The organism is Pseudomonas sp. R5(2019), assembly GCF_009905435.1.
Taxonomy (GTDB): Bacteria; Pseudomonadota; Gammaproteobacteria; order Pseudomonadales; family Pseudomonadaceae; genus Aquipseudomonas.
The window spans coordinates 66,977-91,266 of record NZ_JAAAMT010000004.1 but is presented as its reverse complement, the minus strand read 5'-3'; the positions used below and the strand labels follow the sequence as shown (position 1 = coordinate 91,266).

Below are 24,290 nucleotides of genomic sequence, written 5' to 3'. Positions count from 1 at the left end.
CACTTGGCACATCCCGTGAACGACGCTGACGTGTAAGTACTGGTCAGTCGCCATCCGTAGATCGGCGCAACGAGCGCAGTACAGGACGCAATGACGAGTCGGCCAGCAGGAGTAACGTTTCATGAATCACATCGATATCGGCGCAGATGCTGGCGAAGTCCCAATACCTGTCGAACGTATCAGACGTGCTGTGATAAATGTTCGAGTCGTAGAAATCATGCCGCTTCAGGCCCTCCTCCATGCCCCCTCTTTTCAGATCGCTGCCGGTAGTGACCTGTACAGCGGGGATGTTGATCTTGGCGAAGCTCGCCTGGTCTGATCGGTAGAAGTAGCCGGCGCAAGGCGCATCATCGAGACTGATGCGCCGGTTGAGATGCTTGCCGGCCCGCACGAAGGCACTGGGCAGGTCAGATTGATCACCGTCCACCAGGCTCAGGTCACGGGTCTTGCCAATAGGCACGAAGCCATCGACATTGAGCGCCGCGACCACATCGAGGCCAGTCTCGCCGATCAACCGTGCGACCTGCGCGGATCCCAGCATGCCCACCTCCTCCGCGGTGGTCCAGGCAATGAGCACGGTGCGGCGCAACGGGGCCGCGTTCGCCAGCCGCCTGGACAGCTCGAGCAACACCGAGACGCCGACGGCGTTGTCAACCGCGCCGGGATAGTAGCCACGGGGTTGCGTCCTGTCGGGAGTCCTGCCGAGATGGTCCCAGTGCGCGCACAGCAATACACATTGCCGGGGGAAGAGCCTGCCTTTCTTCATGCCCAGCACATTCCAGCAATGCCCGATCCTTATGTCGAAACCCAAGCTCAGGTGCAGGCGGGCGTCGAGCCAGCGCGCGCGCTTGGCCATCGGCCATGGGTCGGCCAGGAAGGTATCGAGGTCGAGGCCTGTCGCGGACAACAACTGCCGTCCGAAGCGCTCGCTGCAAATCCCTTCGAACGCCAGGCCACTGCGCACCGCACCCGGAAGAAAACGAAACGGACGGCGCATCTCGTCCCGGACCAGGTGGAAGGCGCTGCCAAACAGCTCATCAGTGTGGATGATGATCACGCCAGCGGCGCCTTGTCGAGCGGCCTCCTCATACTTGTATTCCCAGCGGCCGTAGTAGGTCATTCGCTCACCCTGGAAGCGCTCGCCCCTTGGGCTGTTCCGCCCGGGATCGTTGGGCAGCACGACCACCACCTTGCCGACGACATCGAGCCCGGCGTAATCGTCCCACTGGTATGCCGCTGCGACGATCCCGTAGCCCACGAAGACCAGAGGCACGTTGTCGAGCACAACGCTGGCTTGTTGTGAACGAACCAGCAGCTCATCATCGCGCAGCAGGTCGTACTGCGAGCCGTCGCCCTGGACGATCGCCTGACAACCGTCCGACCTGGGCCGCGGGGTGGCGGAGCCAAGCGGTACAGACTGGAAGAGGCTCCTGCGACCGTGCCAGGCCATTAGCCCCAGCGCATGCGCCTTCCTGGCAATCCACAGGGATGCACGCCACCCTCCGGGCTCTCCCACCCCCCGCCCGGCGTAAAGCGCACCAGAGAGCGTCCGGCAGCTGTCGGCGAGCGACGCAGCATGAGCCTTATGTCTGAGGTAACCGCGAAAGGCCGGGCCGCCCCCTGGCTTATGCTTTGTCTTTTTCGGCAGTGACCGACGCATGCAAGCTCCCCTCTATCTGGAAGAATATTTGAACAGCTGAGCGGCGTTGTCGAAGAACACCTGCCGGTGGTACTGCTGCGCAACTGCCCTGGCGCACGCGGCGACATAACCCGGGTAATCGACAGACGGCCAACCTGAGCCGAAGACGAGCCTTTCCGGCTTCCCGGTGTAGTCGAGCATCCAGCGGATCGGATCGACCATCAACCTGTCCAGCGTGGCTTGGGAGACTTCGCTCAACGACCCCTCGATGATCGAGCTGAGGTCGAGCCAGACATTGTGGTTCTTCGCCGCGAGCGCCGCGGCATCGGTGAACCAGGGATTGCCGCTATGAACCAGGAGGAAGTTCACATCGGGGTGGTCGACGATGACCTCGTCCAGGCTCAGCGGATGGGCGTACTTGAGCTTGGAGCGATGCCAGCCGGTGTCGCCGGTGTGGAAAAGCACAGGGACATCGAACTGGCGCGCCAGGGAGTACAGCGCCTGGAGCCGAAAGTCGTCAGCATGCACATGCATGAACCCGAGGTTGATCTTGATCGCCAGGTAGACACCATTGGCCAGCCCCTGTGTCAGCGACTCGGGACACCATTGAGGCTGAGCGATGACCGCGCATCTGCCTACGCCCAGATCCTGCAACACCTGGTCACTGTAGGCGGGTGCATGCGAGTCCGTCACGGACGCGACAATATTGAAGCGCGATTTCAACGCCTGGAACGCCTGCAGACTGTCCGCCCCGGCGAACTCGGTATGCACATGCGCGTCGAGAATAGGCCCGGAATATGTACTCATCAAAAACTTCCCTGTGGGGCGATCACCATCGCCGCGCGGCATCCGGCGCGGCACCTTGAAGCGCTAACTGCTGGCGCTGCTGTAGGATCTCAGGGCAAACAGCCAGAACACCCTGGACAGGCACAGGAAGACGACCGCGAACAGAATTCCCCCGAGCACCTCCTGCCATCCGACCATGCCCATGGCCCCGACAACCGGGACATTGGAAACGAAATACACAGGGACGAGGAACGTCAACACCGTACGAATCGTCTGCGGAAAAGCTGATACCGGGAACCGTGCGATCTCCATGAGCGTGTAGCTGATGATCCAGACATCACCGATCTTGACGAACCAGATAGACAAGGTGCAGGTGATCAGGAACACCGAGTAGAAGATCGCCACTCCCGCAGCCATTAGTCCGAGGAAGGCCGCGAGGTTGCCCACACCCAATGCACCTTCGCTGTGCATGGCGTACACGACCACGGCAACACCAATCAGCACCCGGGGCAGTTCCCAGAGGCTGATCTTCGAACATGACACCAGAAACTGGCTGTCGACCGGACGCACCAGCAGGTAATCCAGATCGCCGGTGCGCACCTTCTCCGACAACGCGTGCAGGCTGGGAAACAACCAGACCTCAAGCAGGCCCTCAAGAATCAGGGCCACGCCGAACAGCGCCAGCACTTGGTGGAGGTTCCAGCCGCCCAGGCTGCCGACTTCGGCGAACATGGCATCGAGGAAGTACAGCGCCAAGAGCATCCCGACCACCGTGTTCACCACATTGGTGACGGCATTTGCGCGAAACTCCAGCTCCGCGAGCATCGAATGCCTGATCAAGGCCAGCAGGACTTTGAACGTTCTAAAACTCATATTCCGGCTCCGGAAAAGCGCTTCAGACCATGGCGCCACAGCCCCCGGCGCAACGCGACCAGCACCAGCACCCAGATGAGCTGGACCGCGAAACCGTGCAATAGCTCTAGCCCGGAGGCCTTGCCGATCAGCACCTTGACGGGAAAATCCAGCGCCGCGGAGAACGGCAGCATCGTCACGATAGAGCGGGTCGCCTCGGGGAACAGGTCAACGGGAATGAGCGTCCCGCCCAGAACGGTGTACATCGACCAGACCAGGGTATCCAGCGCAATGGAATTGGCCATCCAGAACGCGAGCAGGCCGACACAGTAATAGATATGGAAAATGATGATCCAGGCAAGGACGAGCGCGATCAGGAAAAACGGCAGCTGCTTGGCGATGGGCATCAGGTCGATGGCGAAAAGGGATGCGCCGATACAGAACACTGTCACCACGATCGGCGCGCGCACCAGCATCTGACCCACATGGTCAGCCACATGGAACCAGAAGGGTGCGACCGGTTTGAGCAGTCGGCCCGACAAGGTTCCTTGGCGTATCTCATCGTTCAGCACGAAGATGACCCAGACGGCTGTCAGTTGCCTGACCAGATAGATGCCCAGGAAGTACGCCACGAAATCGCTTGCCGCATACCCTCCGATAACCCGGTCCCGTGAAAGCTCCCACCAGATCAGCATCATGAACAACGGCGCGACGCCGCTGATGAGCCACACGAACAACTGCGCCCGGTAGATCACGGTCACCAGCACGCTCGTGCGGATCAGGCGCCCGGAAATGCCAGGCAACGAAGCCAGGGCGACCATCAGGCGTGCTCCCTTGGCAGCAACAACCGGGGGAAGGCCTGCTCGAGGGACGGGCTCTGTATCGAGATGTCCGTCACCGGGAAACTCGCCAGCAGCTGTGCCACGGTCCTGGCGAACTGCTCTTCGGGCACCAACAGTTCGGCGCCTTCGCTGTCCAGGCTGATCAGGTTGCCATAGGCGCGCAGGGACTCGCCACAGACCCCGGAGGAGAAACGCAGGCAGACCCGCCGCTCGGAAACGTGAGCCTTCACCAACGCCTGCCGGCCGCCGTCGAACACCAGCTGACCACGGTCCAGCACAATGACTCGGTTGGCCAGCGCCTCAATGTCCGCCATGTAGTGAGAGGTCAGGATGATCGTCGCACCAAACTCTTTGTTGTAGTCGACGAGGAACTTGCGGATGGCGACCTGCATTTCCAGGTCCAGGCCGATGGTCGGCTCGTCGAGAAACAGGATGCTTGGGCGATGCAGCAGCGACAGTATGAGCTCGCATTTCATCCGCTCGCCCAGGGACAACTTCCTGACCGGGCGGCGGACGATGTCGCCGACCGACAGCAGCTCGCACAGCTCATCGATCCGGCGCCTGCAATCGACAGCCGGTATATCGTAGAGGGCACCCTGCAGGTGGAAGGACTCCAGCGCTGGAAGATCCCAGGTCAGTTGCTGCTTCTGCCCCATGACCAAGGCGATCGACCTGAGGAACTCCGGCCGTCTCTTGAAGGGTTCATACCCCAATACCGAGAGGTGCCCGCCGCTGGGCCGGACGATGCCCGAGAGCATTTTCAGGGTCGTGGTCTTACCTGCGCCATTACCGCCGAGAAACCCGACCACTTCACCCGCATCTATCGAAAAGGAGACATCCCTGACCGCGGGAATGTACGCCTTCTCACGACGAAAATACCGGAGCAGGCTGCGCGAAAGGCCGTCACTGGCACGGTACACTTCGTATACCTTGCTGATATCACACAGCTCGATTACTTTTGACATACCTCTCCTTGAAAATTCCAGCATCCTTCGATTCAGTCAAAACGCCAGACTACAAGCATGGCGATCCGCGGTACTTGCCTGGCTGGCCGGGTAATCAGCACCTAGGATACTGTCGACAATTTAGCCGAAGGCTTCCTGCGCTCAGGCATGAGCGTACGTCGACGGTCGCCTGCCCCGGGTGCAGAGCGTCAGACCGTGCTCGTGCACACCACCGCTTTTCACCTCCTGCCTTACCGCCTGCAAGCCCGCAGCCTTGAATGCGTCGAGATAGCGACCTTGCGACCAGCGCGTCAGCTTCACGCCCAGCTCTTGCGACCAGCCCTGCGATGAGTGGCTTTCCTCGTAGTAGTCCACCATGACGATCAGTTCTCCGCCCGGCGCCAGCAAGCTGGCGGCTTTCTCAATGGCAGCGGAAATGTCCTCGAAGTAGTAGAACACTTCCATGGAGAAGATCAGATCGAAGTGCATGCCCGCTGGCGGGCGCCAGTTCAGAAAGCTCTCGACGTCGATGTCGACGTTATCCCGGTCGCACACTCTGGCGGCGCACATGCGTGCCATTTCCTGACTGAGCTCCACAGCACGGGAATACCCCCCAGCGAACTTCGATCTGGCCATGTACTCAAGGGCGTAACCATTGCCTGGCCCGATCTCCAGGTATCGCCCTGTACAGGGTTCAAGGGCGGACAGTACAGGCTCGACCCGGGCCCAATGTTCACGGGCCATGTCCACTGCCCCATCCTCGATGGCCCACTCGTCGAAGAGCGTCTCGACTTCCTGTTCGTGACTCATCCAGTACTCCTGTTTGCCGCTGGGATCCATTGATAAAAATGCACGGCGTTGCGATGCGAGCCGATTACGAGGTGGCCGTCATCCGTCAGCAACAGCGAGGAATGAAAACCTCCGCTGCTGGCGACTGACCAGAACGCTTTGGCCCTTGGTCGACGGTCTATCAGCGGTTTCGAGATTGGCGAAATCGAGGAACCTTCGACCAGATGTTCAAGGCCGTAGCCGTGGCGGTCTGACGACCAAGATCCACATGCTGTGCGATGCCAACGGCGTGCCGTTGCGCTTTATCCTGTCTGGCGGTCAAGCCAGCGATATCGCTTACGCTCAACCGTTGCTGGATGAGGTAAGCATTCCCAGCCTGCGCTGTCACCCTCGTAAACGTTGCCACCGGTTACTGGCCGATAAGGGCTACGACGCCGAAGCCTTGAGGCGCTACTGCAACCGTTATCGAATGCAGCCTGTCATCCCGCTACGGGCCATGAAACGCAAGCCCAAGCCTGGCTTACCCAGGCTGTTTGATCGGCCGAAATACCGACAGCGCAATATCATCGAGCGGATGTTCGGCTGGTTAAAAGAGAACCGTCGCATCGCGACACAATTCGACAAGCTCGCGAAAAGTTTTCCGGAGATTATCTCGTTGGCCTGCTCCATGCGGTATTTACGACATTTTTTCGTACAGAGCCGGCCTCAATCGGCATAGGGGACGGCCTTCATAGGCCGTACCCCTGCCACACCACCCGGCATGCGGGTCCGCACCGGGCGGTTCGAGAGATTGAGGTCAGGAGAAACGCGGTAATCCCAGACTGTCGAACCACGCAATATTGAGTACGCGATTCAGTTCCAGACGACTGTTGCGCCACCAGCGACAGGCGTTTCCCGCCACCTTCTGCGCCACTCGCTCACTTGCACCCAGCGCTCGTAACTCACGATAGATCGTCGAACTACGCTTCCACTGCTTGAGTTGGATCGCTCGCAGTCGATGTCGAATCCATTCGTCCAGCTCTCGCCAGACTTTCGGGGTTTGCGACAATCCAAAGTAGGCTTTCCAACCCAGAATGTAGGGCCGTAACTCATCAACCACCTGCTGCAAGCTACGACCACACGAGCGTCGGGTGTACCACCGAATCCGCTGCTTGAACTGCTTCTGCGCTTTATAGGAGGCAGCACGTTTAACTTCGCCTCGGGCTGACCACAACTCATAACCCAGAAACTTGCGGCCAAACGCACTGGCCACCGCACTTTTGCTCTCGTTGACGCTCAGGTGCAGCTTTTCGTAAAGCCGCCTCAGCAAAGCCATCACCCGTTGCCCTGCCTTCTGGCTGCGCACATACACGTTCGCATCATCGGCATAGCGAACAAAGCAGTGACCTCTTCGTTCAAGCTCTCGATCCACTTCGTCCAGCAGCACATTCGCCAGTAACGGCGACAGCGGGCTGCCTTGCGGCGTCCCACAGCGGCTTTTCTCGATCGCACCATCGATCAGCGTCCCAGCATCCAGATAAGCTCGGATCAGCCGGATAACCGCCCAATCCGTAATCCGTTTGCGTAAGCGATCAATCAAAATGTCGTGATCAACCCGGTCGAAAAACTTCTCCAGATCGACATCCACCACGACTTTTCGACCCGAAGACACGTAGCGCTGAGCCGCCAAAACGGCGTCCTGCGCACAGCGCCCCGGACGAAAACCGTAACTGTGTTCACTGAAGGTCGGATCGAGCAGCGGCTGCAAGACTTGCAGCAACGCCTGTTGGATCAAGCGGTCCGTGACCGTTGGGATACCCAGCTCGCATTCACCGCCGCCGGATTTGGGAATGACCACGCGTCGTACCGGACTGGGTCGGTAGATTCCTGACAAGAGCTGTTGGCGAATCGTGGCCCATACCGTGAGCAGGTGGTCGGCCGTCTGATCGATGTCCAGACCGTCGATCCCCGCCGCACCTTTGTTGGCTTTAATTCGCTTCCATGCCCGCTTCAGGTTTTCTCTCGCAAAGGCCCGTTCCAGCAGCCCTTGCCCTGCGCTTTCGGTTTCATTTTGCGGGCGATTGACCTCGTCGCTGATGGGGCTTCTCACGGCTTCACCGTTCGCAGTCTCCATCCGCCCCACGTTTGGCGGGCATCTGACTTCCGGTTTCTCGCATCAACATGGCCTACAACGCTTTCTCTCGTTCGGCCCTTCGTCAAAAAAAGAAGACTATTACGGCCTCTGCTGACTTCTCGCTCCGGCCTGCACCGTCGCCCTTTCAGGCACAAGGCGAGATCTCCCCAGGTAAGAACGCAATCCTTCACCGCACAACCGCCGGATTTACGTAGCCTGACCTTTGACCACAAGAGCTTCGCGGTTTCGTGCCCGCTCGCCCTGGTCGGCTCCGCCTTGTATCCGATTCTTGTACATCGGCTCGCGGCTTCGCTCCACGCTTCCTCCCCACACTCGGTCACCCTCATGCAGTTGCGCTTCACTTCGTTCGCTGTGGTCAGCTTACGACGGGACTTTCACCCGCAAGATTGCGCCCATGCTGGGCGCACACGAAAAAGGGCGCCACGAGGGCGCCCTTCTTTCACTGCCTGATCATCAATTTTGCAAAGCAGGCTGCACACCATTGATCGGAATGCGTTTTGCCTTGGCTTCTTCCGGCACAACCCGCAGCAAGTCAATATTCAGCAGGCCGTTGGCCAGTGCTGCGGACTTGACCTCGATATGGTCGGCCAGCCGGAACGACAACTTGAATGCACGCTGGGCAATGCCCTGATGCAGGAAGGTGACGCTTTCGCCGCTGCCTTCGCGTTTGCCGCCGCTGACGGTCAATACGCCTTTTTCAACCTGCAGATCCAGATCCTGTTCCTGGAAACCTGCGGCAGCAACGACGACTCGATAGTGGTCATCGCCATGTTTTTCAACGTTGTAGGGAGGGTAGCTGCTACCCGCCTCATTACGTGCCGCTGATTCGAACAGATCATTGAAACGGTCGAAACCAACGGAATGGCGGAACAGTGGAGCCAGAGAAAATGCGGTAGTCATGTGACATCTCCTGAAAATCAGCGAGTTGGATTTAACGCGACCCGACTTCGGCATCGCGTACTCCCTAGATAAGGACCGACTCGATCATTTCAAGGAATGCCACTGAAAAATTTCTACGCGGCAGCCTTTACGGGAATGCGAAGCAGCTCGCTGATGCGCTGGCAATCGTCTTCACGGCGCAGCACTGCGAACAGCTCCACCGCCTCTGGATAGGACTTGGTCAACAGCGCGACCCATTGCTTCAGACGGCCTGGGGCCGAGCGCGGCGTGAGCCTGGCCTTCGCTTGCGCCCAGAAATCCTGTAACAGTGGCTGCAGTTCTTGCCAGCTCATGGGCTGCGTTTCGCGACCGGCGCGGGCGTCGGCGATCTGTCGGGCCAGGTCAGGGCGGGCCACCAGGCCACGACCGAGCATGATGTCCTCGACACCACTGACTTCACGGCAACGCCGCCAGTCTTCAAGCGTCCAGACCTCGCCATTGGCGAACACCGGCACCTTGACCACCTCCTGCACCCTTGCCACCCACTCCCAATGCGCTGGCGGCTTGTAGCCATCCACTTTGGTGCGGGCATGCACGACGATCTGCTGCGCACCGCCGTCGGCCAGCGCCGTGGCGCACTCCAGCGCACCGTCAGGGCTGTCGAAGCCCAGGCGCATCTTCGCCGTGACCGGAATATGCGCCGGCACGGCCCGGCGCACTGTCTGGACGATGGTGTGCAACAGCTCCGGCTCCTTGAGCAGCACCGCCCCGCCTCGGGACTTGTTCACCGTCTTGGCCGGGCAACCGAAGTTCAGGTCGATCACCGGCGCCCCCAACTCGCAGGCCAGCGCCGCGTTTTCCCCCAGGCACACCGGATCGGAGCCCAGCAACTGCACCCGCAAGGGCACGCCCGCGCGCGTCTGCGAACCGTGCTGCAACTCAGGTGCCAGCTTGTGGAAATACGCAGGCGTCAGCAGCTGGTCATTGATGCGGATGAACTCGGTCACACACCAATCGATACCGCCAACCTGAGTCAGCACGTCGCGCAGGATGTCATCGACCAGGCCTTCCATGGGGGCCAGGGCTATTTGCATGGGGGATGTCTCGGGGGAAAGGGCGGCATTCTAGCAAGGGTAGCGTGTGATACCTACACCGGTCTTTGAGCTACATGCATACGACACTCTGAAAATCTCGAAGCGCATCCGCTCCAAGTAGAGACACTCTCAGCCGCTACCGCTCGTCGGTTTTAGGGACTTCCAAATCATGTGTCCCTGCTACTGGAATAAACATAACGCCAGGCGTTGCTTGAACAACACTAAGCACCTCCCCCCCAAATCGAATAGAAGCATAAAAAATCAATCTACGGAAACATCTTACAAAAATATAGAAATTAGATTCAGAACCGTCCTATAGACAGCCACAAAAAATAAACACAGAAATAACATTCAAACAAAACCGACATTCACCGACATCCAAAGAGCCTTTGACCCAAAAGAAAAATAACGTTAATAAATATGCACTTCCTCATTCGGGAGGCAACGCAACAACAAGAGATAAGCAAAATGAAAAACAATGAACACATGCTTGGTGAAATGCTGTTACCCATAGATGAAACAACCGAATCGTGGATAGATATGGAGTTCTTCGGAGGATCGGGTGGCGCTGGTGGTTGCGGCGGATTCAAAAAAACACTCATCCAGTTTCATAAACAACACCATCGCACACAAAAAAACAACATGACCCCCTTCCCATGAAAAAAACAAAAAATTACGCCAATCGATTATTATCACTTTCTTCAGTATTCGTAACAGAGCAAATTAAAGAGCCCGTGGCACTGTTCTGGATACTACTATCCCCTTGCGCTATATTTTACTTCTTTGCGCTCTCAAAAGCAGAAGCAGGGTATTTCAACCAAGAATATCTGAACGCCGCCTCGTGGTTCTACGCCTACACAGCCTCAAGCATCTCCCTGTTTGGCTTTACGTTTTACCTGATCGGCCGCAGGGAAAGCGGGTTTATCCGGTCGTTCATTTATGGCCGACAGGCACGCGTGCTGTTTGTCGCCGCGCACGTCATCAGCTACTCATTGATTGCTTTCGCCTATGGATCGATTTTTTACCTGCTGACGAAGCCAGCCTTCGGCACCTACGACGCCAAAGAATATCTCACGATCATCAAACACTTTTATTTTTGCTATCTCTTATTTTCTTCACTGGGTCTGCTGATAACGCTTGCTCCCCTGAAGTTCAACACTGCCCATACCTTGCTTTCAATTTTATCGTTCGCCATGGTTGCATTGGGTTATCTGGGCAGCACCCATCACCTCAAAACATTTGCAAACCTGAGTGCACTCAATCCGCTGACATTTGCTGAGTCAGTCATGTCTGGAAAGACTGAACTCTACTTGATTTTTCTGACAGCAGCAGTATTCCCAGCCATCGCACTGTCAATTTTTTTCCGGTATTTCCGAACGCAGCCTGTCTGGAGCAGATACTGAATGGCTATTCTAACTGCCGACAACATTAGCTTCTCGCACAAGAACAAATGCTTGTTCAAGAGCGCATCACTTGTGATCGAAAAGGGCTCCGTCACTGGGTTGCTCGGTCCCAACGGTGCTGGAAAAACGACATTTTTCGATATCCTCTGCGGACTGCGAAAACCTGATACCGGAACGCTGTCTATCAACGCAAACGAGCGGCTCTACTTGTCCCAAACGCTTTCTACGCCCGCGACGCTGAAGATGTCCGAAGTGTTCAGGATGCTGTCATGTCTTTGCGCCTCTACGCTGCCAGGCAAGGCCTATATGCTCCAGCGTCTTGAGCGCTGGAGCCCGAACCTCGCCAAGCGTTACGGTGAGATTTGGGACAAAAGGCCTGCGATCTGCAGTTACGGAGAGATTCGTTGTTTCTTCACGCTGTCGTTGCTGGGCTTGCCCTCGGACCTGATCATTCTCGATGAACCAACAGCCGGTGTTGATCCAGAGTTTCGGTACTACCTCTGGCAGTGCATTCGGCAAGCTAGTGATGAGGGGGCGACCGTGCTGGTTTCCTCTCACCATATCGATGAAATTGCGCAGCATTGCGATGACTTTTACATGATCACACAAAGGCAGTTTCTCGGATTCTCTTCAGGAGATGAGTACAAGGAGTTCTACAAGGCGGCGACGCTGGATGAAGCGTTTATCAAAGCGGCGCTGGCCGTTTGAGCATTTTTTGCTCAAACGTGATTAGCGCCAGCCAAGGCAATGTCTAGCGCCGTTGATCTACAGGTTATCCACAGGCAGGCCCACTGGAAATGTGGGTAACCGCTGCAACTTATTATTCTTGCTGGGTTAATCGGATGTGATTGTGGGTCTAAAAGCTTCGCGGGCTTGCCCGCGAATGGGGTTAGACGCCAAATATCAGGCACTCACCCGCTGAGTGCTGATCATCGCCGGACCATACCCTTCCATAAACTCCACCGGCATCCGCTTCGGTCGCCCGGTGGACAGCTCGATGCAGACGAAGGTGGTCTGGGCGCGCAACAGGGTGGTGCCGTCGCTTGGGCGGATCAGCTGGAAGCGACGGGTCATTTTCAGGCGCTGGTCCCAGTCGACGATCCAGGTAGCCAGTTGCAACTCGTCGTCTTCATAGGCACTGGCGAGGTAGTCGATTTCGTGGCGGACCACCGCCATGGCGCGGTCCAGTCTTCGATACTCGGTCAAGTCCAGGCCCAGGCGCTGGGAGTGGCGCCAGGCACAGCGCTCGAGCCAGGTCACGTAAACCGCGTTGTTGGCGTGGCCGAGGCCGTCGATGTCCTCGGCGCCCACGCGTAGATCAATCACAAATGGCGTTGCCAGATCCCAATTCATGCCCGCTCCTGGTCACATTGTTTTGGCCAGGCGCCAGTGTAACGGATGCTCACACCGATTGGCGCGCAGGCGGCTCGCGCTTGGCCAGCAGCGCCAGCACGCCTTCGATCAGCTGCGGTGCAGACAACACACGCCGGTGACCACCGCCAGGCAGCACCAACAAGCGGCTGTCGAACCAGGCCTCATGAATTCGCCGGGCCTCGCTGGCGGGAATAATGGGATCATCCTCGGCGTGCACGATCAGGCCAGGCATTCCCAGTTGGTAGTGGCTGACATCCAGGCGCGACGCCGGCATGCCGACATCACGCTCGACCTGGCGAATGAACGCGGCCCGCGCCCGTGGCGGCAGCCCGACCCGACTGGCGAAGCCGCGCAGCACACCCAGCACATGGGACGGCGCGGCAATGCTCACCACCATCTCGGGACGCAAGCCCATTTGGCTCGCCAGCAGCGCGGCTGCCCCACCCATGGAATGGCCAATCACCGCCTGCAGCGGCGGCAGCTCCGCAGCCGCTTCCAGCATGGCACGAGCAAACAGCACCACGTGCGCATCTTGCCCTGGTGAACGGCCGTGGCCCGGGCCATCCAGCGCGACCGCCGTGTATCCGGCCGACACCAGGCATTCGATCAGGTGGGCAAATTGAGTGGGCCGCCCTTCCCAGCCATGCATCAACAACACCGTCGGCCCCTGGCCCCAGCGCAAGGCCGACAAGCCAAAACGCAAGGTCACCCGCTCGGCGCTTGCCAGCAGAGGCAGCTCCCAGTCACGGGGCGGAAGATTGCGGGGGCGCATAAAGGCCATTTTCATTTTGCTGGCAACCATGCCAGGTGCCAGCCAGCCGAGGGTACCGTTGACACCACGAATCCAACTCAGGGTCTTCATTGCTCTGTCTCCAGGAGTAACCACTCGATCAGATCACTGCCGACTTGGCAGCACGCAGGACACGGTCAGACAACTCATGGCCGCCCAAAGCCCTGGCCAATGCCAGGCCACCGACCATCAGGGCCAGGTCAGCCAGCGCCTTGTCGGCTTCTTCAGGCGTGTCGGCCAACTGGGCCATCATCAATTCGATATGTTCGGCCAGCACCTCCCGAAAGGCCTCCGGCAAGCGCGCCATCTCACCCAGGGCGGTCGGCAGAGGGCAAGCCTGCTCCGTCGCGTCACGGTGCTTGCGCGACAGGTAGAACGCAGCAACCAAGGCGCGACGCTCTTCCCCGCTCATGGTCGGGTCGACTTCGGCAAGTAATGCCCGACGCTGGTCAAGCGACTGAGAGAAAGCTTCCAGCATCAAGGCATCCTTGCTTTCGAAGTGCGCATAGAAGCCACCGACCGTCAGCCCGGCCGCGCCCATCACATCACTGACGCTCGGCTCGGCCGGGCCACGCTGGATCAGGGCAGAGCTGGCAGCCTGAAGAATCTTTTCGCGGGTGCGGGCCTTCTTGTCGTTCATGCCGGGACTCCAAAATATTATGGTTAAAATATTATCCTTATAATATTTTTTGACAAGCACAAAATCGACCGATTGTCTGGAACGACAAGGCCGATGGAAGATCAGGAAGTTTTTTCAGCGGAAAAACAAAAGGCTCATTCAAAAAGTGAATGAGCCTTGAAAATCCCGCAGAGCGGGTAAAAGTGGCGTCCCCTAGGGGACTCGAACCCCTGTTACCGCCGTGAAAGGGCGGTGTCCTAGGCCACTAGACGAAGGGGACGCATAACCTTCGAGCAGATCCGTTTTCACGAACCCTGGCAATTTGGTGGAGCTAGACGGGATCGAACCGTCGACCTCTTGCATGCCATGCAAGCGCTCTCCCAGCTGAGCTATAGCCCCGGATTTTTCGCCTCGCGGCGGAGCGGCATCTTACGACATCGCTTCTGTAAAACTGGCGTCCCCTAGGGGACTCGAACCCCTGTTACCGCCGTGAAAGGGCGGTGTCCTAGGCCACTAGACGAAGGGGACGCAAACCCTTCTTACCAACGATCAGAGCTGAATTCTGATCGTATCCGGAGTCAGTGTAGCCGACTGCGGACCTGGAATTTGGTGGAGCTAGACGGGATCGAACCGTCGACCTCTTGCATGCCATGCAAGCGCTCTCCCAGCTGAGCTATAGCCCCACAGTGTGCTTCGTACTCTCGTACATCGCTGTGGACGGGGCGCATATTAAGATCGGATCGGGATGCTGTCAAACTTATTTTCAACAAAATCCAAATTTTTTTTCCGAGATAACAAACACTTACCCGCCCTACCCGGTTTTTGCCCCGTAAATCCGGGGCAAGAACCGCTTACAGAGACTTACTGGATGGCCGCCAGCAGCTTTTCCCATTCCTTGTTTTCTTTCTTCGAAACGCCGCCGAGCAGATCCAGCGCCTGACGCAGACGGAACCGCGTCAGGTCCGGACCGAGGATCTCCATGGCATCGAGCACCGACACCGAGCTGGCCTGGCCGGTGATGGCCGCGAACATCAGCGGCATGGCATCACGCAATTTCAGCTCGAGGGATTCGACCACGGCCTGAATCACGCCGGTGATGCGATCCTTTTCCCACTGACGCAGCGACTCAAGCTTCCACAGAATCAATTGCATCACTTGGCGCACCTGGTCGCCCGAGAGCTTCTTGTGCTCGAACAACCTGGCGTCCAGTTGCAAGCCACCGGCAAAGAAGAAGCCGCCCAGGGGGGCGATCTGACTGAAGGTTTCGACCCGCCCCTGCACATGCGGCGCGATCTTCATCATGTACTCGGGGTTGAATGCCCACTTCTGCACGCGTGCGGCGAACTCTTCCACCGGCAGGTCGCGCAGCCACTGGCCGTTGAGCCAGGACAGCTTCTCGATGTCGAAAATCGGCCCGCCCAGGGAGACGCGAGACAGGTCGAAATGCTCGACCATTTCCTGCAGCGAGAACTTCTCCCGCTCGTCAGGCATCGACCAGCCCATGCGGCCCAGGTAGTTGAGCATCGCCTCGGGCATGAAGCCCATGCGCTCGTAGAAGGTCACCGAGGTCGGGTTCTTGCGCTTGGACAGCTTGCTCTTGTCCGGGTTACGCAACAGCGGCATATAGCAGAGCTTGGGTTGCTCCCAGCCGAAGTAGTCATACAGCTTCATCAGCTTGGGCGCCGATGGCAGCCACTCTTCGCCGCGCAGGACGTGAGTGATGCCCATCAGGTGGTCGTCGACCACGTTGGCGAGGAAGTAGGTCGGCAGGCCATCGGTTTTCATCAGGACTTGCATGTCCATGCGGTCCCACGGGATCTCGACATCGCCACGCAGCATGTCCGGCACGACACACACACCTTCGGTCGGCACCTTCATGCGAATAACGTGCGGCTCGCCAGCGGCCAGGCGGCGCGCGACTTCTTCAGCCGACAACAACAGCGCACGGCCGTCGTAACGCGGGGTTTCATTGCGAGCCATCTGCTCGGCGCGCATCTGGTCCAGCTCTTCGGCGGTGCAGAAGCACGGGAACGCGTGACCCTGGTCAACCAGTTGCTGGGCGTATTGCTTGTAGATCTCGCCCCGCTCGCTTTGACGGTAAGGACCGTGCGGGCCGCCGACATCCGGGCCTTCGCTCCATTCGATGCCGAGCCAGCGCAGGGCGTCGAAAATCTGCTGTTCGGATTCACGGGTCGAACGCAGCTGATCGGTATCTTCGATGCGCAGAATGAACTCGCCGCCATGCTGCTTGGCAAAGCAATAGTTGAACAAAGCGATGTAAGCCGTGCCGACGTGGGGATCCCCGGTGGGCGATGGCGCGATACGAGTACGAACGGTGGTCATCAATGGTCTCGAAATAGAGGTGAAACAAAGCGCCGATGTTAACAGGCCAGACCCGGCCGGCTCCAGTAACCCGCACAATCCGGGGCATCAAAGGTGACGGCCTGACCGACATCAGGCCGTCAGCAGCCGCTCGCGCAATTTGGCAATTTCGTCGCGCATCTGCGCCGCGGCTTCGAACTCCAGGTCGCGGGCCAACTGGTACATCTTCTCTTCCAGCTGTTTGATGCGCTTGGTGATCTCGGCGGGCGAACGCAGTTCGTTTTCGTAACGGGCGCTTTCCTCGGCCGCCTTGGCCATGCCCTTGCGCTTCTTGCTGCGCGAGCCGGGCACAGTGGCGCCTTCCATGATGTCGGTGATGTCCTTGACCACGCCCCTGGGGGTGATGCCATTGGCCAGGTTAAAGGCAATCTGCTTGTCGCGGCGGCGCTCGGTTTCACCGATTGCCCGCTCCATCGACCCGGTCAACCGGTCAGCGTAGAGAATCGCCCGACCATTGAGGTTACGCGCAGCGCGGCCGATGGTCTGGATCAAAGATCGCTCGGAACGCAGGAAGCCTTCCTTGTCAGCGTCCAGAATCGCCACCAGCGACACTTCCGGCATGTCCAGGCCTTCGCGCAGCAGGTTGATGCCAACCAGTACATCGAAGGTGCCCAGACGCAAATCGCGGATGATCTCGACCCGTTCCACCGTGTCGATGTCCGAGTGCAGGTAGCGCACCCGCACATCGTGATCAGCGAGATAGTCGGTCAAGTCTTCCGCCATGCGCTTGGTCAGGGTGGTGACCAGCACACGCTCCTCGATGGCCACGCGCTTGCGGATTTCCGAGAGCAGGTCGTCCACCTGCGTGGTCGCCGGGCGAATTTCCACCTGCGGGTCGACCAGCCCGGTGGGCCGCACCACCTGCTCCACCACGCGCCCGGCGTGCTCGGCTTCGTAGGTGCCAGGGGTCGCGGAGACGAAAATGGTCTGCGGGCTGACGGCTTCCCATTCGTCAAAACGCATGGGCCGGTTATCGAGGGCTGAAGGCAGGCGAAAGCCGTATTCGACCAGGGTTTCCTTGCGCGAGCGGTCTCCCTTGTACATGGCGCCGACTTGCGGAACGCTGACGTGGGATTCGTCAATCACCAGCAGTGCACCGGGCGGCAGGTAGTCATACAAGGTGGGCGGCGGCGCCCCAGCCGGGCGGCCGGACAGGTAGCGCGAGTAGTTTTCGATGCCGTTGCAGTAACCCAGTTCGAGAATCATCTCCAGGTCGAAACGGGTCCGCTGCTCCAGGCGCTGGGCTTCGACCAGCTTGTTGTTGTTGCGCAGATACTCCAGGCGCTGCTGAAGTTCAACCTTGATGCCCTCCACCGCATCCATCAAGGTTTCCCTCGGCGTCACATAGTGGCTCTTGGGGTAGAAGGTGAAGCGCGGCAACTTGCGGATCACCTCACCGGTGAGCGGGTCAAAGGCGGCAATGTTCTCGACCTCGTCATCAAAGAGCTCGATGCGAATGGCCTCAAGATCCGATTCGGCCGGAAACACATCGATCACATCACCCCGGACCCGGAAGGTGGCGCGGGCGAAATCCATTTCATTGCGGGTGTACTGCAGGTCAGCCAGGCGGCGCAACAAGGCACGTTGATCGAGCTTGTCGCCGCGATCCACGTGCAAGACCATTTTCAGATAGGTTTCAGGACTCCCCAGACCATAGATGCAGGACACCGTGGTGACGATGATTGCGTCCTTGCGCTCCAGCAGCGCCTTGGTTGCCGACAGGCGCATCTGCTCGATGTGGTCGTTGATCGACGCGTCTTTCTCGATAAAGGTATCGGAAGACGGCACATAGGCTTCGGGCTGGTAGTAGTCGTAGTAGGAAACGAAATATTCCACGGCGTTATTGGGGAAAAACGCCTTGAATTCGCCATAGAGCTGAGCCGCGAGGGTCTTGTTTGGCGCCAGCACCAGGGTCGGCCGCTGAACCTGGGCGATCACATTGGCAATGCTGAACGTCTTGCCCGAGCCGGTCACCCCCAGCAATGTCTGGTGTGCAAGCCCGGCCTCGATGCCTTCGACCATCTGGCGAATGGCCTCTGGCTGATCGCCGGCAGGCTGGAAACGGGTGACGAGTTCAAACTCGGACATAACGACCTCTGCATTCAAGCGTCTACAAACCCGGGAATGTTCAGGCTGTATTTATAGACAGTACTTATACCTAATCAAGAGCCCTTCCCGCCACTTTCAAGCCTTCAGTCTGGTTGTGCCGCTCGCTTTGCCGCCACTTCAAGACTAACGGTCGAAAAAAATTGGAAAAAACCCCGGTAAAACCGAGTGCAACCTGTCGCCGTGCCGAACAAGGATCTCTATACTGACTCCCCGTTTGTGCACCGCTCTAGTGCATTCGACTGGAGCTGTGCAGCCCCCTTTCACACTCCATTCAGAGCTACGGTAATAATGAGCCTGTTTTCCGCTGTCGAATTGGCACCACGCGACCCTATCCTGGGCCTCAACGAAGCATTCAACGCTGACCCACGTACCGACAAGGTCAACCTGGGCGTCGGTGTTTACTGCAACGAAGAAGGGCGAATTCCCCTGCTGCGCGCCGTGATCGAAGCCGAGACCATTCGCGCTGCCCAACATGCTTCGCGCGGTTACCTGCCTATCGACGGTATCGTCGCCTATGACCAGGCCGTGCAAAAGCTGTTGTTCGGCGAAGACTCGCCACTGCTGGCCGCTGGCCGGGTTGTCACCACCCAGGCTGTGGGCGGTACTGGCGCACTGAAAACCGGTGCCGACTTCCTCAAGCAGATTTCGCCGAACGCCGTCGTTGCGATCAGCGACCCAAGCTGGGAAAACCACCGCGCGCTGTTCGAAGCCGCCGGCTTCCCGGTACAGAACTACCGCTACTATGATGCGACCACCAACGGCGTTAACCGTTCCGGGCTGTTCGAAGACCTGAACGCGCTGCCGTCCGGCTCGATCATCGTACTGCACGCCTGCTGCCACAACCCGACTGGCGTCGACCTGACCCCGGAAGACTGGAAACAGGTACTGGAAGTGGTCAAGGCCAAGGGCCACGTACCGTTCCTCGACATGGCCTACCAGGGCTTTGGCGACGGCATCGCCGAAGACGCCGCTGCCGTGCGCCTGTTCGCGGAGTCGGGCCTGAACTTCTTCGTTTCCAGCTCGTTCTCCAAATCCTTCTCGCTGTACGGCGAGCGCGTCGGCGCACTGTCGATCGTCACCGAATCGAAGGAAGAAAGCGCTCGCGTGCTGTCGCAAGTCAAGCGCGTTATCCGCACCAACTACTCCAACCCGCCGACTCATGGCGCCAGCATCGTCGCTGCCGTGCTGAACAGCCCAGAGCTGCGTGCGATGTGGGAAGCGGAACTGGCCGAGATGCGCCTGCGCATTCGCGGCATGCGCAACCAGATGGTCGAAGGCCTGGCAGCCGCTGGCGCCAAACGCGACTTCAGTTTTGTCGGCGAGCAGCGCGGGATGTTTTCCTACTCCGGCCTGACCGTCGAGCAGGTTGCCCGCCTGAAGAGCGAGTTCGGCATCTATGCTCTGGATACCGGTCGCATTTGCGTGGCGTCGCTGAACCAGAAGAACATCGACGCCGTGATCAAGGCCACCGTAGCCGTGCTGTAAGCATCAAATTGCGAGGGGAGTCAGGTAACGCTTGACTTCCCGTTAGCAATCAGTAACATACGCGCCAGATTCCGCGATAGCTCAGTCGGTAGAGCAAATGACTGTTAATCATTGGGTCCCAGGTTCGAGTCCTGGTCGCGGAGCCAAACAAGGTTCCAGAGAAGGCTACCAAAATCTCTGAAACACCCGAAAAACCCGCCTTCTGGCGGGTTTTTTCGTTTTGGCGTTCCGCCGGATAGCTCGAAACGCAGGAGCGACTGTAGGAGCCGGGCTCGCCCGCGAATGAGAACGCCGCGGTTTTCCAGTGGTTGCGCGTCATCGTTCATCGCGGGCAAGCCCGGCTCCTACAGGGGGCGCTATTAACTGGACAAAGCCGCCACATTGGCCCGCACACTGTGCAGTTTTCTGTAGCTGTCGATCAGGCGCAGGTGCCGATCGAGCCCCTCCAGTTTCATACTCGTAGGTGTTAAACCGAAAAAGCGCACACTGCCGTCCACCGACCCCAGCACCGCCTCCATCCGCGGGTTGCCAAACATCCGACGGAAATTGACCTCGTAATCGTCCAGTTCCAGGTCGTCATCCAGCAGCACTTCCAGCACCACATTCAAGGCCTGATAAAACAATCCGCGCTCGACTGTGTTGTCGTTAAACTGCAGGAAGGTTTCCACCAACTCTTTCGCCTCTTCAAATTGCTGCAAGGCGAGATAAATCAGCAGCTTCAACTCTAGAATCGTCAACTGCCCCCAGGCTGTATTGTCATCGAATTCGATGCCAATCAACGTGGTGATGTCGGTGTAATCATCCAACTCGCTGTCTTCCAGGCGCGCAACCAGTGCTTCCAGGCCGGCATCGTCCAGGCGATGCAGGTTCAAAATATCGGCGCGGAACAACAGCGCTTTGTTGGTGTTATCCCAGATCAAGTCTTCCACCGGATAAATCTCCGAATAACCCGGCACCACAATGCGGCAGGCCGTTGCGCCTAAATGCTCATACACCGCCATGTACACTTCTTTGCCCAGGTCCTCGAGAATGCCGAGCAACGTCGCGGCTTCCTCGGTATTGGAGTTTTCACCCTGACCCGAAAAATCCCACTCAACAAAATCGAAATCAGCTTTGGCACTGAAAAAGCGCCACGACACCACACCGCTGGAATCAATAAAGTGTTCAACAAAGTTATTCGGCTCAGTCACCGCGTTACTTTCAAAGGTGGGCTGAGGTAAATCGTTCAGACCTTCAAAACTGCGGCCCTGCAGGAGTTCCGTAAGACTGCGTTCCAACGCCACCTCAAAGCTTGGGTGCGCCCCGAACGAGGCAAACACACCACCGGTACGCGGATTCATCAAGGTGACGCACATCACTGGGAACTCCCCGCCCAGCGACGCATCCTTCACCAGCACCGGAAAGCCCTGCTCTTCCAAGCCCTGAATACCGGCCAGAATACCGGGGTATTTCGCCAGCACTTCGTGCGGCACATCAGGCAGTGTGATTTCACCTTCCAGAATTTCGCGCTTTACCGCGCGCTCGAAGATTTCCGACAGGCATTGCACCTGCGCTTCGGCAAGCGTATTACCGGCACTCATGCCATTGCTGAGGTACAGGTTTTCAATCAGGTTGGACGGAAAATAAACCCTCTCGCCGTCCGACTGGCGTACATACGGCAGCGAACAGATACCACGCTGTACATTGCCGGAGTTGGTGTCGTACAGATGCGAGCCACGTAGCTCGCCATCGGGGTTGTAGATCTGCAGGCAGTACGGGTCGAGAATTTCAGCCGGCAGCGCATCTTTAGGGCCAGGCTTGAACCAGCGCTCGTTCGGGTAATGCACAAACGCCGCGTTGGCGATGTCTTCTCCCCAAAACTGATCGTTGTAGAAAAAATTACAATTCAGTCGCTCGATAAATTCGCCCAACGCCGACGCCAACGCGCTTTCTTTGGTCGCTCCCTTACCATTGGTAAAACACATCGGCGAGTGCGCATCGCGGATATGCAGCGACCACACATTGGGAACGATATTGCGCCACGAAGCGATTTCAATCTTCATGCCCAAGTCTGCCAAAATACCCGACATATTGGCGATGGTTTGCTCCAGCGGCAGATCCTTGCCCACAACATAGGTGCTTGTGTCTGAAGCTGGATTCAGCATCAGCAACGCCTGGGCATTGGCATCCAGATTTTCCACCTCCTCAATCACAAACTCAGGCCCCGTTTGCACCACCTTTTTCACCGTACAACGGTCGATGGAACGCAAAATGCCCTGGCGATCTTTGGCCGAGATACCCGCCGGCAACTCGACCTGAATCTTGAAAATCTGGTTGTAGCGGTTTTCCGGATCGACAATGTTGTTTTGCGACAGACGGATGTTATCGGTGGGAATATTGCGAGTTTCACAGTACAACTTCACAAAGTAAGCCGCACACAAAGCCGACGAAGCCAGAAAGTAATCGAACGGACCCGGCGCCGAACCATCGCCCTTGTAGCGGATGGGTTGATCGGCCACCACCGTGAAATCATCGAACTTGGCTTCAAGCCGAAGGTTGTCGAGAAAGTTAACCTTGATTTCCATGCGGGATTACCATAATAACGAGCAAAACGAATTGGCCGCCATTATCCGGTTTTTTCAGCCGGGAGTCTTGAGCGATCTGTCGCTGCCGCCCCTTCCCCTGAACGAAATCCTGCCTTGCCCCCTCTTCGCCGGCTTGCTCCTGCTACTGGTGCCCGGAGCAGGCCGGTACGAGATGAATGACGGCCAAACCCTACTCTGCCAGCCGCACCGCTAATCGGCTTCGATGGGATAAGCCTGCCTGCAAGGCAAACGCGACAATCACGGTAGAGGGCGCGGAAAAGCTGCTCAGGCCGCCGCCAGAAAACATCAACGCCAGACCCAATGCGGTAGCACCGAACCAGGCCGTCAAGCCCACCCAGTTAATCGCGGCCACCCGTTCGAGCGCCGCCACGTCGCTGCGTCCGTAGAGAATCTGCGCCAACGCCACGCCTACCCAGGCCACCACGAATATCCCTTGATAGGCCAACGCTTTGAGGAGGTAGGCAAACACGTCCGCGAGCATCAGGCCGTACACGATCACCCCAACTGCCAGCGCCCACATCAAGTACGAGGCGCAAAGGCCAAAGCGTGCAAAGAACGCCTGCATGTTCAGCGTCGCCAGGTAGTAATTGGCGGTGTTGATTCGGGTTTGCGTGGCCCAGACAAACAGCAATCCCCACAAGCCCATCAACTGCAGAATCGCCATCACCACCGACACTTCGTTCAGCGCACCGTCATGGGGAATGCTGCTGACCAGGTAGATGCCGGCGGCACCGTTGAGCAGAAACGTCACCGCGTAGAACGGCATGCCGAAGTTCCAGCGACCGTGATACTCGGCGTCTTCAGGCTTGCCGAAACGGGCGTAGTCGAAGGTGAACAGCATCAGCACCCAAACGCCCATGTAGGCGACAAAGCAATCCCACCAGCCGAAAGCGCTGGGCGTTGCCGGACCGAAATCCAGCCATTGCGGCTGGTAGCCATAACGACTGATCGACAACCCCACCGCCACCAGCAAACCGCCCAGGTACACCGGGAGCAACACGCCGTTAAGCTTGTCCAGCCAGTGCTGCACGCTGCCCAGAATCATCGGCACGCTGTACAGCACCACCAGCAACGCGGCCAGCGGATAGACCAGTTCCGGGTACAGGTGATTGAGCGCCACGGCAATCACCGAACCCTCGAACACTGCGTAATAGATGGCTGTGGAAAAGAAGATCAAGGTCGCCAGACACGCCCCGGTGCTGCCGAACAGCAGCCGTGAAAACAACGCCACCGACAAGCCGCTGCGGATGGCGAAGCGGCTGAGCACACTGTTGACCAGTCCGTAACTGATCACCGACAGCACCATCCCGATCAGCGCATTGCGGGCACCGTACGACAACGCCAGTGACGCGCCGACCACGATGTAGAACATCGCACTGCACACCGCCCACCAGGCCATGGTCAGGGACAGACGCCCCATGCGTGCTTCAGTTGGAACGGGGTGATTGGCCGGGTCTTGCCCGGTTTGACTCGATTGCGATAAAGCAGCCATATGCGTGAACTCCAGAACCAGTCAACGGTTGAAGCGCGGGCAGCCGCCACCGCACCGAAGTGCGGCGTTGGCCTGCCGTTTGGCATTACCCG

At 58.3% G+C, this 24,290-nt stretch carries 20 protein-coding genes, 5 tRNA genes and 1 pseudogene; 6 read left to right on the top strand and 20 right to left on the bottom strand.

What is annotated here, in order from left to right; all coding sequences use genetic code 11:
* Positions 1–43: 43 nt before the first annotated feature.
* From GUY40_RS04495 to GUY40_RS04470, 6 genes are all read right to left on the bottom strand, one after another.
* Complete coding sequence (locus tag GUY40_RS04495) at positions 44–1,450, bottom strand: M28 family peptidase (RefSeq protein WP_166567738.1); 1,407 nt, start codon at positions 1,448–1,450, stop codon at positions 44–46.
* Positions 1,451–1,672: 222 nt separating this feature from the next.
* Positions 1,673–2,446: an amidohydrolase family protein gene (locus tag GUY40_RS04490; RefSeq protein ID WP_166567737.1), complete on the bottom strand. Its 774-nt coding sequence runs from the start codon at positions 2,444–2,446 to the stop codon at positions 1,673–1,675.
* Positions 2,447–2,509: 63 nt separating this feature from the next.
* Entirely contained in the window at positions 2,510–3,298 is a 789-nt protein-coding gene (locus GUY40_RS04485; protein ID WP_166567736.1) for an ABC transporter permease, read from the bottom strand.
* A complete protein-coding gene (locus GUY40_RS04480) occupies positions 3,295–4,098 on the bottom strand; it encodes an ABC-2 family transporter protein (RefSeq protein WP_166567735.1) in 804 nt (267 codons plus the stop codon). Before GUY40_RS04480 ends, GUY40_RS04485 begins: the two co-directional genes overlap by 4 nt.
* The gene (locus tag GUY40_RS04475; RefSeq protein WP_166567734.1) at positions 4,098–5,084 is read right to left on the bottom strand and encodes an ATP-binding cassette domain-containing protein; all 987 of its coding nucleotides are present in this window, start codon (positions 5,082–5,084) and stop codon (positions 4,098–4,100) included. Before GUY40_RS04475 ends, GUY40_RS04480 begins: the two co-directional genes overlap by 1 nt.
* Positions 5,085–5,225: 141 nt before the next feature.
* Positions 5,226–5,873, bottom strand: coding sequence for a bifunctional 2-polyprenyl-6-hydroxyphenol methylase/3-demethylubiquinol 3-O-methyltransferase UbiG (locus tag GUY40_RS04470; RefSeq protein ID WP_166567733.1), 648 nt, complete (start codon positions 5,871–5,873; stop codon positions 5,226–5,228).
* A 128-nt stretch (positions 5,874–6,001) separates the two neighbouring features.
* Here GUY40_RS04470 and GUY40_RS04465 point away from each other — a divergent pair.
* Positions 6,002–6,570 (top strand): annotated as a pseudogene (locus GUY40_RS04465) (IS5 family transposase); the annotation flags it as partial.
* A 78-nt stretch (positions 6,571–6,648) separates the two neighbouring features.
* Here GUY40_RS04465 and ltrA read toward each other — a convergent pair.
* The 3 genes from ltrA to GUY40_RS04450 all read right to left on the bottom strand — a co-directional run bounded on the left by ltrA (position 6,649) and on the right by GUY40_RS04450 (position 9,959).
* Positions 6,649–7,965, bottom strand: coding sequence for a group II intron reverse transcriptase/maturase (ltrA, locus tag GUY40_RS04460; protein ID WP_178117677.1), 1,317 nt, complete (start codon positions 7,963–7,965; stop codon positions 6,649–6,651).
* 474 nt (positions 7,966–8,439) lie between these two features.
* Positions 8,440–8,886, bottom strand: coding sequence for an Hsp20 family protein (locus GUY40_RS04455; RefSeq protein WP_166567823.1), 447 nt, complete (start codon positions 8,884–8,886; stop codon positions 8,440–8,442).
* 113 nt (positions 8,887–8,999) lie between these two features.
* On the bottom strand, positions 9,000–9,959 hold the full coding sequence (locus GUY40_RS04450) for a tRNA-dihydrouridine synthase (protein ID WP_166567732.1): 960 nt from the start codon (positions 9,957–9,959) through the stop codon (positions 9,000–9,002).
* A 468-nt stretch (positions 9,960–10,427) separates the two neighbouring features.
* On the opposite strand from GUY40_RS04450, the gene GUY40_RS04445 reads away from it, so the two are divergent.
* From GUY40_RS04445 to GUY40_RS04435, 3 genes are read left to right on the top strand one after another with little or no spacing between them, the layout of a single operon-like run.
* A complete protein-coding gene (locus GUY40_RS04445; RefSeq protein WP_166567731.1) occupies positions 10,428–10,619 on the top strand; it encodes a hypothetical protein in 192 nt (63 codons plus the stop codon).
* Positions 10,616–11,362, top strand: coding sequence for an ABC transporter permease (locus GUY40_RS04440; protein WP_166567730.1), 747 nt, complete (start codon positions 10,616–10,618; stop codon positions 11,360–11,362). Before GUY40_RS04445 ends, GUY40_RS04440 begins: the two co-directional genes overlap by 4 nt.
* Positions 11,363–12,070 (top strand): ATP-binding cassette domain-containing protein, encoded by a 708-nt coding sequence (locus GUY40_RS04435; protein ID WP_166567729.1) that lies wholly within the window; start codon positions 11,363–11,365, stop codon positions 12,068–12,070. It abuts the gene before it with no gap.
* 195 nt (positions 12,071–12,265) lie between these two features.
* On the opposite strand, the gene GUY40_RS04430 is transcribed toward GUY40_RS04435, so the two are convergent.
* The 9 genes from GUY40_RS04430 to uvrB form a co-directional block, all read right to left on the bottom strand.
* Complete coding sequence (locus GUY40_RS04430; protein WP_166567728.1) at positions 12,266–12,715, bottom strand: thioesterase family protein; 450 nt, start codon at positions 12,713–12,715, stop codon at positions 12,266–12,268.
* A 49-nt stretch (positions 12,716–12,764) separates the two neighbouring features.
* Positions 12,765–13,598: an alpha/beta fold hydrolase gene (locus tag GUY40_RS04425; protein ID WP_166567727.1), complete on the bottom strand. Its 834-nt coding sequence runs from the start codon at positions 13,596–13,598 to the stop codon at positions 12,765–12,767.
* Positions 13,599–13,626: 28 nt separating this feature from the next.
* The gene (locus GUY40_RS04420) at positions 13,627–14,166 is read right to left on the bottom strand and encodes a TetR/AcrR family transcriptional regulator (RefSeq protein WP_166567726.1); all 540 of its coding nucleotides are present in this window, start codon (positions 14,164–14,166) and stop codon (positions 13,627–13,629) included.
* A 183-nt stretch (positions 14,167–14,349) separates the two neighbouring features.
* Positions 14,350–14,425 (bottom strand) — tRNA-Glu (locus tag GUY40_RS04415).
* 43 nt (positions 14,426–14,468) lie between these two features.
* Positions 14,469–14,544: transfer RNA gene (locus GUY40_RS04410), tRNA-Ala, on the bottom strand.
* Positions 14,545–14,597: 53 nt separating this feature from the next.
* Positions 14,598–14,673: transfer RNA gene (locus GUY40_RS04405), tRNA-Glu, on the bottom strand.
* 79 nt (positions 14,674–14,752) lie between these two features.
* Positions 14,753–14,828: transfer RNA gene (locus tag GUY40_RS04400), tRNA-Ala, on the bottom strand.
* A 178-nt stretch (positions 14,829–15,006) separates the two neighbouring features.
* Complete coding sequence (gene gltX, locus GUY40_RS04395; protein ID WP_166567725.1) at positions 15,007–16,488, bottom strand: glutamate--tRNA ligase; 1,482 nt, start codon at positions 16,486–16,488, stop codon at positions 15,007–15,009.
* Between the two features lie 111 nt (positions 16,489–16,599).
* On the bottom strand, positions 16,600–18,615 hold the full coding sequence (gene uvrB, locus GUY40_RS04390) for an excinuclease ABC subunit UvrB (protein ID WP_166567724.1): 2,016 nt from the start codon (positions 18,613–18,615) through the stop codon (positions 16,600–16,602).
* Between the two features lie 309 nt (positions 18,616–18,924).
* Between uvrB and GUY40_RS04385 the strand changes: the two genes are divergently transcribed.
* Both GUY40_RS04385 and GUY40_RS04380 read left to right on the top strand, forming a co-directional pair.
* Positions 18,925–20,121, top strand: coding sequence for an amino acid aminotransferase (locus tag GUY40_RS04385; RefSeq protein ID WP_166567723.1), 1,197 nt, complete (start codon positions 18,925–18,927; stop codon positions 20,119–20,121).
* Positions 20,122–20,191: 70 nt separating this feature from the next.
* Positions 20,192–20,267: transfer RNA gene (locus GUY40_RS04380), tRNA-Asn, on the top strand.
* Positions 20,268–20,480: 213 nt separating this feature from the next.
* Here GUY40_RS04380 and GUY40_RS04375 read toward each other — a convergent pair.
* Together GUY40_RS04375 and GUY40_RS04370 are read right to left on the bottom strand one after the other, a co-directional pair.
* A complete protein-coding gene (locus GUY40_RS04375) occupies positions 20,481–22,685 on the bottom strand; it encodes an OsmC domain/YcaO domain-containing protein (protein ID WP_166567722.1) in 2,205 nt (734 codons plus the stop codon).
* 190 nt (positions 22,686–22,875) lie between these two features.
* A complete protein-coding gene (locus tag GUY40_RS04370) occupies positions 22,876–24,198 on the bottom strand; it encodes a cytosine permease (RefSeq protein ID WP_166567721.1) in 1,323 nt (440 codons plus the stop codon).
* Positions 24,199–24,290 lie beyond the last annotated feature (92 nt).

Bases quoted from the DNA above. Each gene is read 5' to 3' on its own strand.
- GUY40_RS04455 (WP_166567823.1), bottom strand. From the start codon at position 8,886: ATGACTACCGCATTTTCTCTGGCTCCACTGTTCCGCCATTCCGTTGGT.
- GUY40_RS04485 (WP_166567736.1), bottom strand. From the start codon at position 3,298: ATGAGTTTTAGAACGTTCAAAGTCCTGCTGGCCTTGATCAGGCATTCG.
- GUY40_RS04425 (WP_166567727.1), bottom strand. From the start codon at position 13,598: ATGAAGACCCTGAGTTGGATTCGTGGTGTCAACGGTACCCTCGGCTGG.
- GUY40_RS04430 (WP_166567728.1), bottom strand. From the start codon at position 12,715: ATGAATTGGGATCTGGCAACGCCATTTGTGATTGATCTACGCGTGGGC.
- GUY40_RS04480 (WP_166567735.1), bottom strand. From the start codon at position 4,098: ATGGTCGCCCTGGCTTCGTTGCCTGGCATTTCCGGGCGCCTGATCCGC.
- GUY40_RS04440 (WP_166567730.1), top strand. From the start codon at position 10,616: ATGAAAAAAACAAAAAATTACGCCAATCGATTATTATCACTTTCTTCA.
- GUY40_RS04495 (WP_166567738.1), bottom strand. From the start codon at position 1,450: ATGGCCTGGCACGGTCGCAGGAGCCTCTTCCAGTCTGTACCGCTTGGC.
- GUY40_RS04385 (WP_166567723.1), top strand. From the start codon at position 18,925: ATGAGCCTGTTTTCCGCTGTCGAATTGGCACCACGCGACCCTATCCTG.
- GUY40_RS04435 (WP_166567729.1), top strand. From the start codon at position 11,363: ATGGCTATTCTAACTGCCGACAACATTAGCTTCTCGCACAAGAACAAA.
- ltrA (WP_178117677.1), bottom strand. From the start codon at position 7,965: ATGGAGACTGCGAACGGTGAAGCCGTGAGAAGCCCCATCAGCGACGAG.
- GUY40_RS04445 (WP_166567731.1), top strand. From the start codon at position 10,428: ATGAAAAACAATGAACACATGCTTGGTGAAATGCTGTTACCCATAGAT.
- GUY40_RS04375 (WP_166567722.1), bottom strand. From the start codon at position 22,685: ATGGAAATCAAGGTTAACTTTCTCGACAACCTTCGGCTTGAAGCCAAG.
- gltX (WP_166567725.1), bottom strand. From the start codon at position 16,488: ATGACCACCGTTCGTACTCGTATCGCGCCATCGCCCACCGGGGATCCC.
- GUY40_RS04475 (WP_166567734.1), bottom strand. From the start codon at position 5,084: ATGTCAAAAGTAATCGAGCTGTGTGATATCAGCAAGGTATACGAAGTG.
- GUY40_RS04470 (WP_166567733.1), bottom strand. From the start codon at position 5,873: ATGAGTCACGAACAGGAAGTCGAGACGCTCTTCGACGAGTGGGCCATC.
- GUY40_RS04450 (WP_166567732.1), bottom strand. From the start codon at position 9,959: ATGCAAATAGCCCTGGCCCCCATGGAAGGCCTGGTCGATGACATCCTG.
- GUY40_RS04490 (WP_166567737.1), bottom strand. From the start codon at position 2,446: ATGAGTACATATTCCGGGCCTATTCTCGACGCGCATGTGCATACCGAG.
- uvrB (WP_166567724.1), bottom strand. From the start codon at position 18,615: ATGTCCGAGTTTGAACTCGTCACCCGTTTCCAGCCTGCCGGCGATCAG.
- GUY40_RS04370 (WP_166567721.1), bottom strand. From the start codon at position 24,198: ATGGCTGCTTTATCGCAATCGAGTCAAACCGGGCAAGACCCGGCCAAT.
- GUY40_RS04420 (WP_166567726.1), bottom strand. From the start codon at position 14,166: ATGAACGACAAGAAGGCCCGCACCCGCGAAAAGATTCTTCAGGCTGCC.